This window comes from Domibacillus sp. 8LH, assembly GCF_038806185.1.
Taxonomy (GTDB): domain Bacteria; phylum Bacillota; class Bacilli; order Bacillales; family Domibacillaceae; genus Domibacillus; species Domibacillus indicus_A.
In genome coordinates this window covers 196,578-211,464 of record NZ_JAVJNG010000004.1, presented here as the reverse complement: position 1 = coordinate 211,464, position 14,887 = coordinate 196,578, and the positions used below count along the sequence as shown (strand labels likewise).

Annotated in this window: 16 protein-coding genes and 1 riboswitch; of the genes, 11 read left to right on the top strand and 5 right to left on the bottom strand. The window is 43.1% G+C overall.

Features of this window, described 5'->3' with window-relative positions:
- The first annotated feature begins 177 nt into the window (after positions 1–177).
- Genes tsaE through tsaD form a run of 4 tightly spaced genes read left to right on the top strand, consistent with a single transcriptional unit; the run spans position 178 to position 2,803 of the window.
- Positions 178–657 carry a tRNA (adenosine(37)-N6)-threonylcarbamoyltransferase complex ATPase subunit type 1 TsaE gene (tsaE, locus tag RG959_RS09330; protein WP_342796857.1) on the top strand — a complete coding sequence of 160 codons (480 nt, stop codon included), beginning with the start codon at positions 178–180 and terminating at the stop codon, positions 655–657.
- On the top strand, positions 638–1,345 hold the full coding sequence (tsaB, locus tag RG959_RS09325) for a tRNA (adenosine(37)-N6)-threonylcarbamoyltransferase complex dimerization subunit type 1 TsaB (RefSeq protein ID WP_342796856.1): 708 nt from the start codon (positions 638–640) through the stop codon (positions 1,343–1,345). The genes tsaE and tsaB overlap by 20 nt, the downstream gene beginning before the upstream one ends.
- Positions 1,317–1,784: a ribosomal protein S18-alanine N-acetyltransferase gene (gene rimI / locus RG959_RS09320; protein ID WP_483298869.1), complete on the top strand. Its 468-nt coding sequence runs from the start codon at positions 1,317–1,319 to the stop codon at positions 1,782–1,784. The genes tsaB and rimI overlap by 29 nt, the downstream gene beginning before the upstream one ends.
- The gene (gene tsaD, locus RG959_RS09315; RefSeq protein WP_342796855.1) at positions 1,784–2,803 is read left to right on the top strand and encodes a tRNA (adenosine(37)-N6)-threonylcarbamoyltransferase complex transferase subunit TsaD; all 1,020 of its coding nucleotides are present in this window, start codon (positions 1,784–1,786) and stop codon (positions 2,801–2,803) included. Before rimI ends, tsaD begins: the two co-directional genes overlap by 1 nt.
- A gap of 165 nt (positions 2,804–2,968) precedes the next feature.
- Here tsaD and RG959_RS09310 read toward each other — a convergent pair whose 3' ends face one another.
- Positions 2,969–4,891, bottom strand: a complete 1,923-nt coding sequence (locus tag RG959_RS09310) for an ABC-F family ATP-binding cassette domain-containing protein (RefSeq protein WP_342796854.1) — start codon at positions 4,889–4,891, stop codon at positions 2,969–2,971.
- Between the two features lie 149 nt (positions 4,892–5,040).
- On the opposite strand from RG959_RS09310, the gene RG959_RS09305 reads away from it, so the two are divergent.
- From RG959_RS09305 to tatC, 3 genes are read left to right on the top strand one after another with little or no spacing between them, the layout of a single operon-like run.
- Positions 5,041–5,694: a redox-sensing transcriptional repressor Rex gene (locus RG959_RS09305; protein ID WP_342796853.1), complete on the top strand. Its 654-nt coding sequence runs from the start codon at positions 5,041–5,043 to the stop codon at positions 5,692–5,694.
- 55 nt (positions 5,695–5,749) lie between these two features.
- Complete coding sequence (locus tag RG959_RS09300) at positions 5,750–5,926, top strand: twin-arginine translocase TatA/TatE family subunit (protein ID WP_242237718.1); 177 nt, start codon at positions 5,750–5,752, stop codon at positions 5,924–5,926.
- 18 nt (positions 5,927–5,944) lie between these two features.
- Positions 5,945–6,706 (top strand): twin-arginine translocase subunit TatC, encoded by a 762-nt coding sequence (gene tatC, locus RG959_RS09295; RefSeq protein ID WP_342796852.1) that lies wholly within the window; start codon positions 5,945–5,947, stop codon positions 6,704–6,706.
- Between the two features lie 12 nt (positions 6,707–6,718).
- On the opposite strand, the gene RG959_RS09290 is transcribed toward tatC, so the two are convergent.
- Together RG959_RS09290 and RG959_RS09285 are read right to left on the bottom strand one after the other, a co-directional pair.
- Positions 6,719–6,913, bottom strand: a complete 195-nt coding sequence (locus tag RG959_RS09290; protein ID WP_242237722.1) for a YdiK family protein — start codon at positions 6,911–6,913, stop codon at positions 6,719–6,721.
- Positions 6,914–6,925: 12 nt separating this feature from the next.
- Positions 6,926–7,672 carry a CPBP family intramembrane glutamic endopeptidase gene (locus RG959_RS09285; RefSeq protein ID WP_342796851.1) on the bottom strand — a complete coding sequence of 249 codons (747 nt, stop codon included), beginning with the start codon at positions 7,670–7,672 and terminating at the stop codon, positions 6,926–6,928.
- A 218-nt stretch (positions 7,673–7,890) separates the two neighbouring features.
- On the opposite strand from RG959_RS09285, the gene groES reads away from it, so the two are divergent.
- Positions 7,891–8,175, top strand: coding sequence for a co-chaperone GroES (groES, locus tag RG959_RS09280; RefSeq protein WP_050184120.1), 285 nt, complete (start codon positions 7,891–7,893; stop codon positions 8,173–8,175).
- A gap of 79 nt (positions 8,176–8,254) precedes the next feature.
- The gene (groL, locus tag RG959_RS09275; protein WP_342796850.1) at positions 8,255–9,886 is read left to right on the top strand and encodes a chaperonin GroEL; all 1,632 of its coding nucleotides are present in this window, start codon (positions 8,255–8,257) and stop codon (positions 9,884–9,886) included.
- A 345-nt stretch (positions 9,887–10,231) separates the two neighbouring features.
- Here groL and RG959_RS09270 read toward each other — a convergent pair whose 3' ends face one another.
- On the bottom strand, positions 10,232–10,603 hold the full coding sequence (locus tag RG959_RS09270; RefSeq protein WP_342796849.1) for a hypothetical protein: 372 nt from the start codon (positions 10,601–10,603) through the stop codon (positions 10,232–10,234).
- 272 nt (positions 10,604–10,875) lie between these two features.
- Positions 10,876–12,057, bottom strand: a complete 1,182-nt coding sequence (locus RG959_RS09265; RefSeq protein ID WP_342796848.1) for a DUF4317 domain-containing protein — start codon at positions 12,055–12,057, stop codon at positions 10,876–10,878.
- Between the two features lie 261 nt (positions 12,058–12,318).
- Positions 12,319–12,419: riboswitch (purine riboswitch) on the top strand.
- A gap of 159 nt (positions 12,420–12,578) precedes the next feature.
- Here RG959_RS09265 and RG959_RS09260 point away from each other — a divergent pair.
- Positions 12,579–13,772 carry a nucleoside transporter C-terminal domain-containing protein gene (locus tag RG959_RS09260; protein ID WP_342796847.1) on the top strand — a complete coding sequence of 398 codons (1,194 nt, stop codon included), beginning with the start codon at positions 12,579–12,581 and terminating at the stop codon, positions 13,770–13,772.
- A gap of 690 nt (positions 13,773–14,462) precedes the next feature.
- Positions 14,463–14,887 (top strand): hypothetical protein (locus RG959_RS09255; protein ID WP_342796846.1); only part of this gene is annotated, 425 nt, incomplete at its 3' end.

Genomic DNA, 14,887 nt, shown 5'->3' with positions numbered 1-14,887 from the left:
CGGTAGTTCAGTTGGTTAGAATGCCTGCCTGTCACGCAGGAGGTCGCGGGTTCGAGTCCCGTCCGGACCGCCATTTTCTTTTAGAATACGCAATTATTCGATATAATAAAGATACAATCAGAAACCTTAGGATCATCATTATCCTAAGGTTTTTTTTCGAGGAAAGAAGGCGGACACATGACATCTTCTTATACATGGACGTTAAACAATTTGGAAGAAATGAGCGCATTTGCTAGTGCGCTGGCTGATACGCTTCGTCCAGGCGACGTCTTGTTGCTTGAAGGCGACTTAGGAGCAGGAAAAACAACATTTACACAACATTTGGCAAAAGCATTAGGTGTCACGAAAAATATAAACAGTCCAACATTTACCATCATCAAAGAATATGAAGGCACCTATCCTCTTTACCATATGGATGTTTACCGGCTAGGGGAAGAATCAGAAGATCTGGGTTTTGATGAATACTTTTATGGTAATGGCATTACGGTCGTGGAATGGGCCCATTTAATCGCAGACCAGCTTCCGGAAGAGTACATACAAATCAATCTCTTCCACACTGGTGTAGAAGGGCAGCGAAAAGTACAATTAACAGTGAATGGGGATCGATATGTCCGCATTCTGGAGAAGGTGAATACATTTGAAAACATTAGCGATTGATACCTCCACTTATACGCTGTCGATCGGTCTCGCAGATGGCGACGTCATTCTGGCGGAGCAGGTAACAAATGTGAAAAAGAATCATTCTATCCGGGTAATGCCGGCTATTCAAACGTTAATGAATGAAGCAGACATAAAGCCGGAAGATTTGGAAAAGATTATTGTAACAAATGGTCCGGGCTCGTATACAGGAGTTCGTATTGGTGTAACGATCGCCAAAACGCTGGCCTGGACATTAAATATTCCACTGGCTGCCGTTTCTGGTCTCGCTTCACTGTCTGCTTCAGCTCCCGTGGTAGATGGACTTGTCTGCCCGGTTTTTGATGCGCGGCGTGAACGCATTTTCACGGGCTTATACCGCTTGTCAAATGGCGCGGTTCAGCCCGTTTTGGAAGATCGGAATGTTTCGGTGGCGGAATGGTGCACAGAGCTGCTTCTTCAAAAGGAGCCGGTTTTATTTGTGGGGCAGGAAAGTAAAATTTATGAGAAAGTAATTGCTGAACAAATGGGTGAGCAGGCTGTATTTGCCGGCAGAGCCGTTCCTTATACCCGCCCGGCTGCTCTTTTAGCGCTCGGGGCTGCAGTGGAAAGTAACCCAACAGAGGTTGTACCAAATTATGCACGTCTTGCTGAAGCAGAGGCTAAGTGGATTGAGGCAAATGAAAAGAAGGCGGCTGGCCGTGAGTGATGCAGTAATCCGCCCAATGGTAATAGAAGATATTCCGGCTGTGCTCGAAGTAGAGCAGGCAAGCTTTTCCCTTCCTTGGCCAAAAGAAGCCTTTGAAAGAGAAATTGCATTAAATGATTATGCTCATTATTATACGGTCGAACAAGAGGGCCTTGTTATCGGCTATTGCGGAATGTGGGTTGTGTACGATCAAGTGCAGATTACCAATATCGCGATTTTGCCTCGATTCCGTGGAAAAGGATATGGGAAAAAACTGCTTGGTTTTATGATCCAAAAAGCAAGGGAGTACGGTGGAGCTGTTCTTTCACTTGAGGTTCGCGTCAGCAATACAGCAGCAATGACATTGTATAAACAATTCGGTTTGCAGCCGGGTGGAATCCGGAAGCAGTATTATACCGACAACCAGGAAGATGCTTTAGTAATGTGGGTGAATTTATAATGGAAAAAAACACATATGTTTTTGGAATTGAAACGAGCTGTGATGAAACGGCGGCAGCCATTGTAAAAAATGGTACAGAAATTGTGGCGAATATTGTTTCTTCTCAGATTGAAAGCCACAAGCGGTTTGGCGGTGTTGTGCCTGAAATTGCTTCCCGCCATCATGTAGAACAAATTATCGCTGTACTGAACGAAACACTTGAACAGGCAGGTCTGACGTTTAAAGATATGGATGCAATCGCTGTGACGAAAGGTCCAGGGCTTGTAGGTGCCCTATTAATTGGCGTAAATGCTGCAAAGGCAATCGCTTTTGCCCACAACCTGCCGCTTATTGGTGTCCACCATATTGCGGGACATATTTACGCGAATCGCCTGGTGAAGGAAATGGCGTTTCCACTCCTGTCTCTCGTCGTCTCAGGCGGACATACGGAGCTTGTTTATATGAAGGAACATGGATCATTTGAGGTCATTGGTGAAACACGCGATGATGCAGCAGGTGAAGCATACGATAAAGTAGCACGTACACTAAACCTGCCTTATCCAGGGGGTCCGCATATTGATCGGCTTGCGGCTCAAGGAGAAGATACGTACAAGCTTCCGCGTGTCCGGCTTGAAGAGGGTTCTTACGATTTCAGCTTCAGCGGTTTAAAATCAGCGGTTATTAATACGGTTCATAATGCAGAGCAGCGCGGGGAAGAGATTGTGCCGGAAAACCTGGCGGCAAGCTTTCAAGCAAGTGTTGTCGATGTATTAACTGAAAAAACGATCCGTGCTGCTAAAGAGTATGGAGTAAAACAAGTGCTATTGTCTGGAGGCGTTGCGGCCAATAAAGGACTTCGTGCTTCTTTAGAGAATGCTTTTGCTGATTTTAAAAATATTGAACTTGTGATTCCGCCACTGTCTTTATGTACAGATAACGCGGCGATGATTGCAGCAGCAGGCACGATTTTATTCGAGCAGGGAAAACGAGATGGGATGGATATGAATGGTCATCCCGGCTTAGATATTGAAGCTTTTTAAAAAAGAGGCATTCTAGCTGGAATGCCTTTTTTTGTGCATAAAGGGGATAAATTCATCCACAACCTGTGGGTAATGTGTATAAATCTGTGGAAACCTTTGCAATAAACAGAGTATTCGCTGTTTTTATGTGGATAAAAAGAAAAGAGGCTGTGGATAGCCTCTTCTTTACTCAGATTGCAATTCTTCCCATTCTGTCATAAGCTGTTCAATCGCTTCGTTTGCGCGATCAAGCTGCTGCTGCAGTTCCAGCGATTTTTCGTGATCTTCATATACTTCAGGCAGACAAAGCAACTCTTCTGCTTCCGTTACTTTTTCTTCTTGAGCGGCAATTTCTGTTTCGATTTCTTCAATCCGCCGCGCTCGCTGCCGTTCTTTTTTACGCTGTTCTTTATCTGTTTTATAAGAATCCGCTGGTGCCGGCTTGGCTTTTGTGACTGTTTTTTCGTCTGCTTCAAGCGCAGCGAGCTCCTCAAGCTCATTTTTTTTCTCTACATAATAATCGTAGTCACCCAAATAGACGGTAACGCCTTCTTTGTCGAGCTCAATCACTTTTGTAGCAATCCGGTTAATAAAATACCGGTCATGAGACACGAATAAAAGAGTACCCGGATAATCGATCAAGGCGTTTTCAAGCACTTCTTTACTATCAAGGTCCAAATGGTTCGTCGGCTCATCGAGAATTAAGAAATTGGCCCTTTGCATCGTCAGCTTGGCCAGCGCAAGGCGCGCTTTTTCGCCTCCGCTAAGAGCAGCTACTGGTTTTAAGACGTCATCTCCTGAGAACAGAAACGTGCCTAGTATTGAACGGATTTCTTTTTCCGGTGTGCCCGGATAGTCATCCCACAGTTCAGACAACACGGTTTTAGCCCGGTTCAAATGAGATTGCTCCTGATCGTAGTAGCCGATTTCCACTCCAGCTCCATGACGGATATCGCCGCCAATCAGCGGAAGAGCACCGGTAATGGATTTGAGCAGGGTCGACTTGCCGGCTCCATTTGGTCCGACAAGGACGATGCTATCACCGCGTGTAACGGAAAAAGACAGATCTGCGCCAATTTTTTCACCATTGTAGCCTATCGATACATGGTCTACATGCAGTACTTCACTGCCGCTCTGACGATCGATATCAAACAGCATGCCCGGCGGCTTTTCGTCTCCGTCCGGCCGAGCCATCATTTCCATGCGGTCAAGCTGCTTGCGCCGGCTTTGCGCTCGTTTTGTAGTAGAGGCACGTGCGATGTTTCGCTGAATAAACTCCTCCAGCTTTGCCGCTTCTTCCTGCTGTTTTTCATATTGCTTCATTTCCCGTTCAAACTGCTCGGCTTTCTGGGTTAAGTATTTGCTGTAGTTACCGGTAAAACGGCGGATTTTATGACGGGATACTTCATATACCTGATTAACGGTTTTATCGAGGAAGTAGCGGTCATGCGAGACAATTAAAATTGCACCAGAATAGCTTTGCAGATAGTTTTCAAGCCAGGAAAGCGTCTCGATATCAAGGTGGTTGGTCGGTTCATCGAGAATTAAAATATCCGGCTTTGTTAAAAGAAGCTTAGCAAGGGCGAGACGTGTTTTTTGTCCGCCGCTCAGCGTGGAAATGCGGGTATCATAGTCATAATCGTGAAAACGAAATCCGTGCAGGACTGATCGGAGATCAGCCTCGTATTGATAGCCGCCTGCTTCCTTAAATTCATTTTGCAGACTATCGTAAGCAGTCATGACCTGGTTGTAGCGGGCAGGATTTTCATACACATCAGGATCGGCCATGCTGGCTTCAAGTGCCCGCAGCTTTTGTTCCATTTCGCGCAGGCCGTCAAATACGCTGTTCATTTCATCCCAAATAGATAAGTCCGATTCAAGCCCGGTATCTTGTGCCAGATAGCCGATGGTTACGTCTTTTGGCTTCATAATGGCGCCTTCTTCATAAGAAAGCTGTCCGGCAATCATTTTCAGCAGAGTCGATTTGCCAGCTCCGTTACGTCCAACAAGAGCAATGCGGTCGCCTGTCTGCACTTCAAGCTTAATATTAGATAAAATCAGTTCAGCTCCATAATATTTCGAAAGCTGCTGTACTTGTAGAAGAATCATTGTTTTTCACCTCACCTTCCACTTTACTTGAGCTCAGCGCCTTGGGCAATGAAAAAGAAGCGGTTCTTGTGAAAAACGCTACAAAGATTTATGATTGTATTAAGAAAAGAAAACAAACATGGAAGCGGTATCACCTTGGAGGGAAAAAAATGAACAACGATTCGATGAAAATACCTCAGGCGACGGCAAAGCGTCTGCCTTTATATTATCGATTTATTCAAAACCTGCATTCTTCCGGAAAACAGCGGGTGTCATCGGCAGAGCTGAGTGAAGCGGTGAAAGTAGACTCGGCTACAATCCGCCGCGATTTTTCATACTTTGGCGCACTTGGCAAAAAAGGATATGGATACAATGTGAGCTATCTGCTGTCTTTTTTCCGCAAAACCCTTGATCAGGATGAAGTGACCAATGTAGCGCTTATTGGTGTCGGAAATTTAGGAACGGCGTTTTTAAATTATAACTTTTTAAAAAATAACAATACAAAGATCCTGGTGGCTTTTGACGTTGAAGAGAGCAAGGTCAATCAAAAAATTGGAGACGTGCCCATTCATCATATGGATGAATTAGAAAAGGTATTATCTGAGTTAGAAGTGCCAGTCGCGATTTTAACGATTCCGCAGGCAGCGGCCCAGTCCATTACGGACCGGCTGGTAAAAGCAGATATTAAAGGGATTTTAAACTTTACACCTGCAAGACTAAATGTGCCGCCTGAGATTCGGGTGCATCACATTGACCTGGCGGTTGAGCTGCAATCGCTCGTTTATTTCCTGAAAAACTATCCGGATGAATCTGTCGAAAAATGATCATAGTATTGCGTTCTTAAATCAGTTATGATTAGGAAAAAGGAGGCGGATGCCAATGCCAGGGATTGGAAGTATGGTTGTAATTGGCGCAGCAGCACTTTTGATTTTCGGACCGAAAAAGCTCCCCGAGCTCGGACGGGCAGCAGGGGATACACTTCGTGAGTTTAAAAACTCAACAAAAGGACTGGCCGATGATGAAGAACGGACAGAGGACAAAAAAGAGTCCAAGTAATGTTAGGATGATAGACAAATGAGCCAGCAGGATATGACGATATATGAACATTTAGAAGAAGTGCGCAAGCGCCTCATCATTGTGATTATTTTCTTTTTTATTGCGGCAATCGGCGGGCTTTTTTTGGCAAAGCCGATCATCCAGTATCTACAGCATGCAGATGAAGCGGCTGCCTTGACGATGAATGCGTTTCGTGTAACCGATCCGCTGAAAGTTTATTTTCAAATGGCTTTTGTGATTGGAGTTGTGTTAACTTCGCCGGTTCTTTTATACCAGCTCTGGGCATTTGTCAGTCCGGGCCTTCATGAACGGGAGCGCCGGGTTACGCTCAGCTATATTCCGGCGTCGATACTGCTGTTTCTTGGCGGTCTTTCGTTTTCCTATTTTGTGTTGTTTCCCTACATTATTCATTTTATGATGAAGCTGTCTGGCGATTTGAATATTGAACAGGTAATTGGCATCAATGAATATTTTCACTTTTTATTTCAAACAACGATTCCGTTTGGATTCCTTTTTCAGCTGCCGGTCATTACCTTGTTTTTAACAAGGCTTGGCATTGTCACTCCACAGCTGTTAGGGCAGATTCGGCGCTACGCTTATTTTGTCCTGCTGGTTATCGCGGCGCTCATCACTCCGCCTGATATTATGTCGTTTGCCATAGTGAGCGTACCACTTTTTTTACTATATGAAGTGAGTGTATGGATCTCAAGAATCGGCTACAAAAAAGCGCAGCAGGCAGAAGCCCTCACCGCAGAAAACGAAGAAAAATCCGCCCAGTAACCTGGACGGATTTTATTTTTGGCTTTTTTGCCGTTTTATATGGGTAAAGATAAGGCGGATGCCTGTGCCAATATCCATAGTAGCCAGCAGAATCAGCAGGTATGTAAAGGGACCGAACCCATTTGCATTTACATCCTGAATGGCAAAAAGAACAAAAAAAGCACCAAGGACACTAAAAAAAATGCCTCTTGTTAAATAAGACTGCACGCAATTTCCCCCTTACCACCACTTGATCCATTGGGACAGCTGCTCCATCTGCTCTGCTTTGCGAATCATTTCCTGAAGGTCATCCGCAAACACATACTGCATCAGCACAACAAATGTATTCATCGACACGTGCGCGACAATCGGTACGATAATTCGTTTTGTTTTTACATAAAGAAAAGCGAATGTAAAACCCATTGCCGCATATAATATTGTGTGCTCCAGCTCCATATGCGCGACAGAGAAAATAAGCGAGCTGATTAAAGCCGCGAAAAAAAACGGCATCCGGTTGTAAAGCGAGCCGAAAATGATTTTACGAAACACAATTTCTTCTAAAATCGGTCCAAATACCGCTACGGCCAGGACAACAACCGGCAGTCCCTGGACAAGCTCAATAATATCTTGTGTGTTTTGCGATCCCGGCTCGATACCGAGAAGAAACGTTTCAACCATAATGGCCGCATACTGGGCAGCAAACGCCATAAATACGCCAAGTATAGCCCAGACCATTGCAGAGCCAGGAGGAACAGGTGCCTGACGTTCAATGGAGTTTCGATACGTAGAACGCCATAAAATAAGCAGCACAATCGCCGTTGCCAGCGCAAATGCGATTACCGTCCAGTAACCTGGGACAAGCGCTTTCAGGCGGGCGGGCTCTACTCCGGCAATGAGTCCTGCCTCGTACAGGAGCGGCTGGCCGACAAAAGCGGAAAGCTGCATGACAATGTACGTAATCAAAATGAACCCGTATTCTTTTTTCACAAAAAAACCCCTTTACTGATAGAAAAAACGCAACGTCCGGCGTTCTTCTTTTTATTGTACTATTGAACGAAAGCCGCTTCAAATAAGGAGTCTGAAAATTTTTCCGCTTTCTGCTTGCAAAGAGGATAGGGCATCCTTTATTATAATAATTGTGTTAGCACTCATTAGAGTAGAGTGCTAATAAAAATATATTCAACCATTTTTGAGGAGGGTTTCACTTGTTAAAACCACTAGGTGACCGCGTAGTAATTGAGCTAGTAGAATCTGAAGAAAAAACAGCCAGCGGAATTGTACTTCCAGATTCGGCAAAAGAAAAGCCACAGGAAGGAAAAGTTGTGGCCGTGGGTACAGGACGTGTGCTTGACAGCGGAGAGCGTGTAGCACTTGAAGTTGCTGAAGGCGACCGCATTATCTTCTCAAAATACGCAGGAACAGAAGTAAAGTTTGAAGGAAACGACTACTTATTGCTCCGCGAAAATGACATTTTAGCTGTAATTGGCTAACAATCCGCAAAAAGCGGCTTAATTTAACATTCAAAATGAACGACTAATAGAACCATCATTTAAAGGAGGCACTTTTAACATGGCTAAAGACATTAAATTCAGTGAAGACGCGCGCCGCGCAATGCTTGCTGGTGTAGACAAGCTTGCAGATGCGGTAAAAGTAACGCTTGGACCGAAAGGACGCAACGTTGTATTGGAGAAAAAATTCGGTTCTCCACTTATTACAAACGACGGTGTCACGATCGCTAAAGAAATTGAGCTTGAAGACGCGTTTGAAAACATGGGTGCGAAGCTTGTAGCAGAAGTAGCAAGCAAAACAAATGATGTAGCCGGTGACGGTACAACAACTGCAACGGTTCTAGCGCAAGCGATGATCCGCGAAGGTCTTAAAAACGTAACAGCAGGCGCTAACCCAGTCGGCATCCGCAAAGGAATGGACAAAGCGGTAGCAGCAGCTGTAACAGAGCTTCAAAACATCTCTAAACAAATCGAAGGCAAAGAATCAATCGCACAAGTAGCAGCGATTTCTTCTGCTGACGAAGAAGTAGGCCAATTGATCGCAGAAGCGATGGAGCGCGTTGGAAACGACGGCGTTATCACAATCGAAGAATCAAAAGGCTTCACAACAGAGCTTGATGTAGTAGAAGGTATGCAGTTTGACCGTGGTTACGCATCTCCTTACATGATCACAGATTCTGATAAAATGGAAGCTGTTTTAGACAATCCATACATCTTAATCACAGATAAAAAAATCACAAGCATCCAGGAAATCCTTCCAGTGCTTGAGCAGGTGGTTCAACAAAGCAAGCCGCTTCTATTGATCTCTGAAGATGTAGAAGGCGAAGCACTTGCAACACTTGTTGTGAACAAACTTCGCGGTACATTCAACGCAGTAGCAGTTAAAGCACCAGGCTTCGGTGACCGCCGTAAAGCTATGCTTGAAGATATTGCGATCCTGACAGGCGGCGAAGTGATCACAGAAGAGCTTGGCCTTGACTTGAAAACAACAAACATTACACAACTTGGCCGCGCAGCGAAAGTAGTCGTTACAAAAGAAAACACAACAATCGTTGAAGGCGCTGGCGAGTCTCAAAACATCGGCGGCCGCGTAAGCCAAATCCGTGCACAATTAGAAGAAACAACTTCTGAATTCGACCGTGAAAAATTGCAGGAGCGTCTTGCAAAACTAGCGGGCGGCGTAGCCGTAATCAAAGTTGGTGCTGCGACTGAAACAGAACTAAAAGAGCGCAAACTTCGCATTGAAGACGCGTTGAACGCAACGCGCGCAGCAGTTGAAGAAGGTATCGTATCCGGTGGTGGTACAGCTCTTGTCAACGTATACAACAAAGTAGCTGAAGTAGAAGGCGAAGGCGACGTAGCAACAGGTGTAAGAATCGTTCTTCGTGCACTAGAAGAGCCGCTTCGTCAAATCGCACGCAACGCAGGCCTTGAAGGTTCTGTTATCGTAGACCGCTTGAAGCGCGAAGAAGTCGGCGTTGGCTTCAACGCAGCAACAGGCGAGTGGGTAAACATGATCGAAACTGGTATCGTAGACCCAACAAAAGTAACACGCTATGCTCTTCAAAACGCAGCGTCTGTAGCAGCTCTGTTCCTAACAACAGAAGCAGTTGTAGCAGACAAGCCAGAAGAAGGCGGCGGCATGGGCATGCCAGACATGGGCGGCATGGGTGGAATGGGCGGCATGATGTAATATCATCCCCCGAAAAAGCGTCAAACCTTTATACATCAAGGTTTGACGCTTTTTTATTTTCTTTTTATTTAAAAAAACTCATAGTCAAAAATTAAATTACTTCCCAGTCTTCCTGAAGTAGAAGTCCGTATTGAAATTTATATAGAGAACAAGAAGGTCATTCAGACATAGTCGAGTACTAATTGTTAGTATGGCGCCAGGCAGCAATTGGGCTGCTGTTTTTAATGGGCGTGTTAAACGCATTTAAAACACCTTTCAAGCTCCTTTTCACCTTGACCAGCACCGCAAGTAGAAGAAGCCGGGATGGAGGGTAAAACCTTCATCCCGGCTTCTTTCTGCTTTTGCTTATATATCTCTTTCGTCTTCAGTTTTCAGCATTTCCTCGTCTATTAGATCAACTAATTCTTGAATACTAAACATATATAGAACAACTTCTTTTTCAATATCCTCAATATGAATTTCAGCTTGAATCCGTATTTTTGTCTGTTGCCCTCTATAAATAACATTAAAGGTTCCGATTTCTTTTTCTTCGTTGTCTTCTTTCATAGCGTTAATTTCAGCTTGAATAGTATTGATTTCGTCTTGACCAAAACCTGAATCCAGTATTGAAGAAGATAACCTTTTTAAAAAAGGTTCTATTTCTTTAAGATCGAAATTCATTCCAGCTGCAAACGGTGCTTCTTCGTAGTCATTTGTATTATCTTTTTGGTTAGCCATATAAAGAGTACCCCCGACTAAAGCATTAAAGTAAGAGCCATAATTAGATATTTATTATAACTCGAAAAGTTGATGTTCATTCAGGGTATACCCGTTTGTATATAACAAATTGTAATAAGATAAATCAGTTAAAATGTTCATTCAGGTTTGTTCAATAAAATTATGAGAAAGAAGGGCGGGTTTGAAACTTCTTACTCTTAAGAAATCCTAGACCTGTCCTATGCTTGTCAGGTACCCAACGTCATCATTGGAGCACCTTGCACATTTATCTATTATTGATCTATGTCGCCGCCCAGAGCTTCTGGAATCATCGTAAAGCCTTCGATCACGGTATCTTCTTCGACTTCGATCATGAGGTAGCGTTTACCGTTAAAAAGAATTTGTTTCACATAGCCCAAATCCTGTGGACTGATTGAAATGTTCGCTGCTTTCGTGCTGATTTTAATGGATTTTGACGTGTATTTTGGCAGGATGCTGCTGGCTTTGATCTCATACTTGTCGTCATCGATTATTTTTTGGTAGGCTGATTCAATTTTTTCCGAATTGATGTCTTCAAGGCCGCTCATCTTTAAAACCCGTTCTACGTCCTTGGAATCTAATTTTGGCGGTTCTTCCTCTTCATTTTCCTCGATCATGCGGTTAATCTCTTCGTACACATTAGAGAGTGTAGATGTGCTTAGCTGATCTCCGGTTACGTCTTTAATGATTTCTTCAAAAACGATTTTATCATCTTTTGCCGTCATCGTTTCTTCCCCGTTTAATACGTCCTCAATGAACGAGTGATCGGGCTCATGTACCTTGCCTGCTGAATAAAGAATATGATTAACATCTGCTGCATTATCAGTGAAGCAGGGAAACAGAAAGCCTGAAAGGGGGGTATTAAGATTGATAATAGGATCAAGGACAAAATGATATTTGAACTCTTTTTCAACATAGTCAAAAAGCAGTTCTTTTTTCGGCTCTTGTGTGTTATTGATGCTGCATAAAATAAACGGATGTGAATAAACGGTATCCCGTTCACTTTCTTCAGCTTCTTGATTACGGCGTTTCATTGGCTTGAAATACTCTCCGCGAATAAATGTGACGACAATATCCTTCTCATATTGCCGAAGTGCAAGCATTTTGCCGACGATTTGAAGCATTTGCTCTTTCCAGCCTTCTACATCAGCGCTTAGTAATCCTTGATGTAAAATAAGCTGGCTGTTATGTTCCGCTTCCCGTTGAAACTTTAACTCAAAAAGCTTCTCATCCAATTGGCCGGCGAGTAGTTTTTTGAAGTTATTCATAAACAACTCCTGCTGATCCTGGTCAAGCATTTCAAAAGGTTGGCTTTGATGGTGATAAATGTCGCTTGATTCCTTCATAATATACACATTAAAAATGTCAGAGATTTTAAGTAAATCATTATCTGCTTTGAATTGTTTCCGAATATGTGCGATGTCTTTTTTGTTCATGGTTTTATCCACTCCTAAACTGCCTGATTTGCATATGTACTAGAATAACAAATAACCTCCGTCCTTTACATGACTCATTTGTTTTAAACAACATTTTTAATGATATATTCTTTAACGTTTGAAAATCTTGTGAGAGGGCCATTCTCCATCAGAATTCTCATTCGTTCTTTTTATACTGAATGTTCTAAGTATTAATAGTTGTAAAATGATTGCAACTTCTACTGAAAACATTGTCGCTTTCTGTCGTTTGTTATAAAATGAGCAGGTCTAAAAAATGATCCTTGTATAATATCAGTGAAATGGTCTGATAGTTTCTACCCGGCAGCCATAAATGCCGGACTACAGGGAAGTATGAACAAACGAAGAGAAAACACGCAGACTATTCCTTTCATACGGGTTCTTTGTGGATCACTGTATTGAATGGGATTTCCGAAACTCTTATTTTTCATGCTTCAGCCTGTGGCTGTGGGTGAAACGAAGGGCTTACTTGTACGGGGAATCCTATATAGGGAGTTGTTAGTGTGTTTTTTTTATTAAATATTGTTGGGATTCTAGTGGTTTTTGGCCTGGTATTTCTTTGTTCTCCCAACAAGAAACAGGTAAAGTGGCGTCCCATTGTTACTTTAATCATTGTGGAACTGCTCATTACCTGGTTTATGCTTGGAACGAAAATCGGAGCATGGGTCATTGATAAAATTGCTTCGTTTTTTACTTTTCTCATAGACTGTGCAAACGAGGGGATTTCTTTTGCTTTTCCGTCCGTGATGGCAAATCCTACAGTTGATTTTTTCTTTAGTGCGTTAATGCCCATTATTTTTATCGTGGCCTTTTTCGACATTCTTGGCTACTTCGGTATCCTGACATGGATTATTGATAAAGTAGGCTGGGTAATTTCCAAGGTGTCAGGGCTGCCTAAGCTTGAAAGCTTTTTTTCACTACAGATGATGTTTCTCGGAAATACGGAAGCTCTGGCTGTGATCCGGCAGCAGCTTGCTGTACTGAACGAGAATCGCCTGCTTACCTTTGGCATTATGAGCATGAGCAGTATCAGCGGGTCGATTATCGGAGCTTATTTAAGCATGGTTCCGGGAGAATATGTTTTTGCGGCGATTCCTTTAAACTGCTTGAATGCTTTACTGCTTGCGAGCGTTTTAAATCCGGTAGAAGTGAGCAAAGAGGAAGACATTGTTTATGTTCCTTCGAAAAAAGAACGAACCGATTTCTTCTCGACCATTTCGAATAGTATGCTTGTCGGGATGCGAATGGTGATCGTAATTTTGGCAATGGTAATCGGCTATGTTGCGTTAACGGCCTGCTTAAATGGCATCTTAGGATTTTTGATAGAAGGGCTGACTGTCCAAAAGATTTTCTCTGTTATTTTCAGTCCGTTTGCTTTTCTTCTCGGCCTGTCCGGCCATGATGCGATGTACGTTGCTCAGCTTATGGGAATCAAGCTTGCTACAAACGAATTTGTGGCCATGATGGATCTGCAAAAAAATCTCCATTCTTTGCAGCCTCATACGGTTGCAGTAGCGACAACGTTTTTAACGTCTTTTGCAAACTTTAGTACGGTCGGGATGATTTATGGAACAATCAGTTCAATCATGAGCGATGAAAAATCCCGGATCATCGGAAAAAACGTGTGGAAGCTTTTAGTGAGCGGGATTGCGGTTTCACTTTTGAGTGCCATGTTTGTTGGTTTGTTTGTTTGGTAAGAGAACATGCCTAAATAAAAAGTGTAGGGAATAAACTGCTGGATAAAAAAGAGGCTTTCGAAAAGTTCAAAGAACCTGTTGAAAGCTTCTAAATAAATCCTTATTCAAGAAAGTGTTACCCCTTTGTTACCCTTAAGCGTGCTTTATGGGATAGAAAGGTTAACAAATCCTGATAAAAATAAAATTTAATTATGAGTTTTTATAGGCTTTTTAAATTGTAAAGAAAATAAAAAGCGTAAAACCTTGAATGAGGAACTGACCCTATAAAGTGAAACAAATAAAAACACCTTTAAGTTGAGAAACGGGTATGTAATTATCTAAAAAACCAACTTGGAGGTGTTTTTCTGTAAGCATAAAAGTGGCTATCCAGCAAAGATAAAAAGAAGAACTAGGAGACAGGCAACAACACCGGTAATCAATTTCCCTCAACCCTTATGTTTTAACATAAGGGCTTTTTCCTGTGCATAACAAGGCTTTCTAATTATGATTTCCATTCGGAACTGGCTCTCCTTAAAACTATTATTAATTTTCAATCCTGAATACTACGTTCAATTTTTATCGTTTAACACTCCGTTATATGCTGAAAAAAGAAATTTTTAAAAAATTGCTGGAGAAGCAACCTTTCTGTTCATTTTAACGTCTTTTTGAATAGAATGTATTCCGAACATGAATATAAAGGAGAGATGGTAAATGTCTGAAAAGAAGAAAAAGAAACATACAGGCACAGGTGATACAACAGGCACAACAAGCACAGGAGATACATCAACAGGCACAACAAGCACCGGTAAGACATCAACAGGCACGACAAGCACAGGCGATACATCAACGGGCACGACAAGCACAGGTAAGACATCAACGGGCACGACAAGCACAGGTAAGACATCAACGGGTACGACAAGCACAGGTAAGACATCAACGGGTACGACAAGCACAGGTAAGACATCAACGGGCACGACAAGCACAGGCAAGACATCAACGGGCACGACAAGCACAGGCGATACATCAACAGGCACGACAAGCACGGGCGATACATCAACAGGCACGACAAGCACAGGCAAGACATCAACGGGCACGACAAGCACAGGCGATACATCAACAGGCACGACAAGCACGGG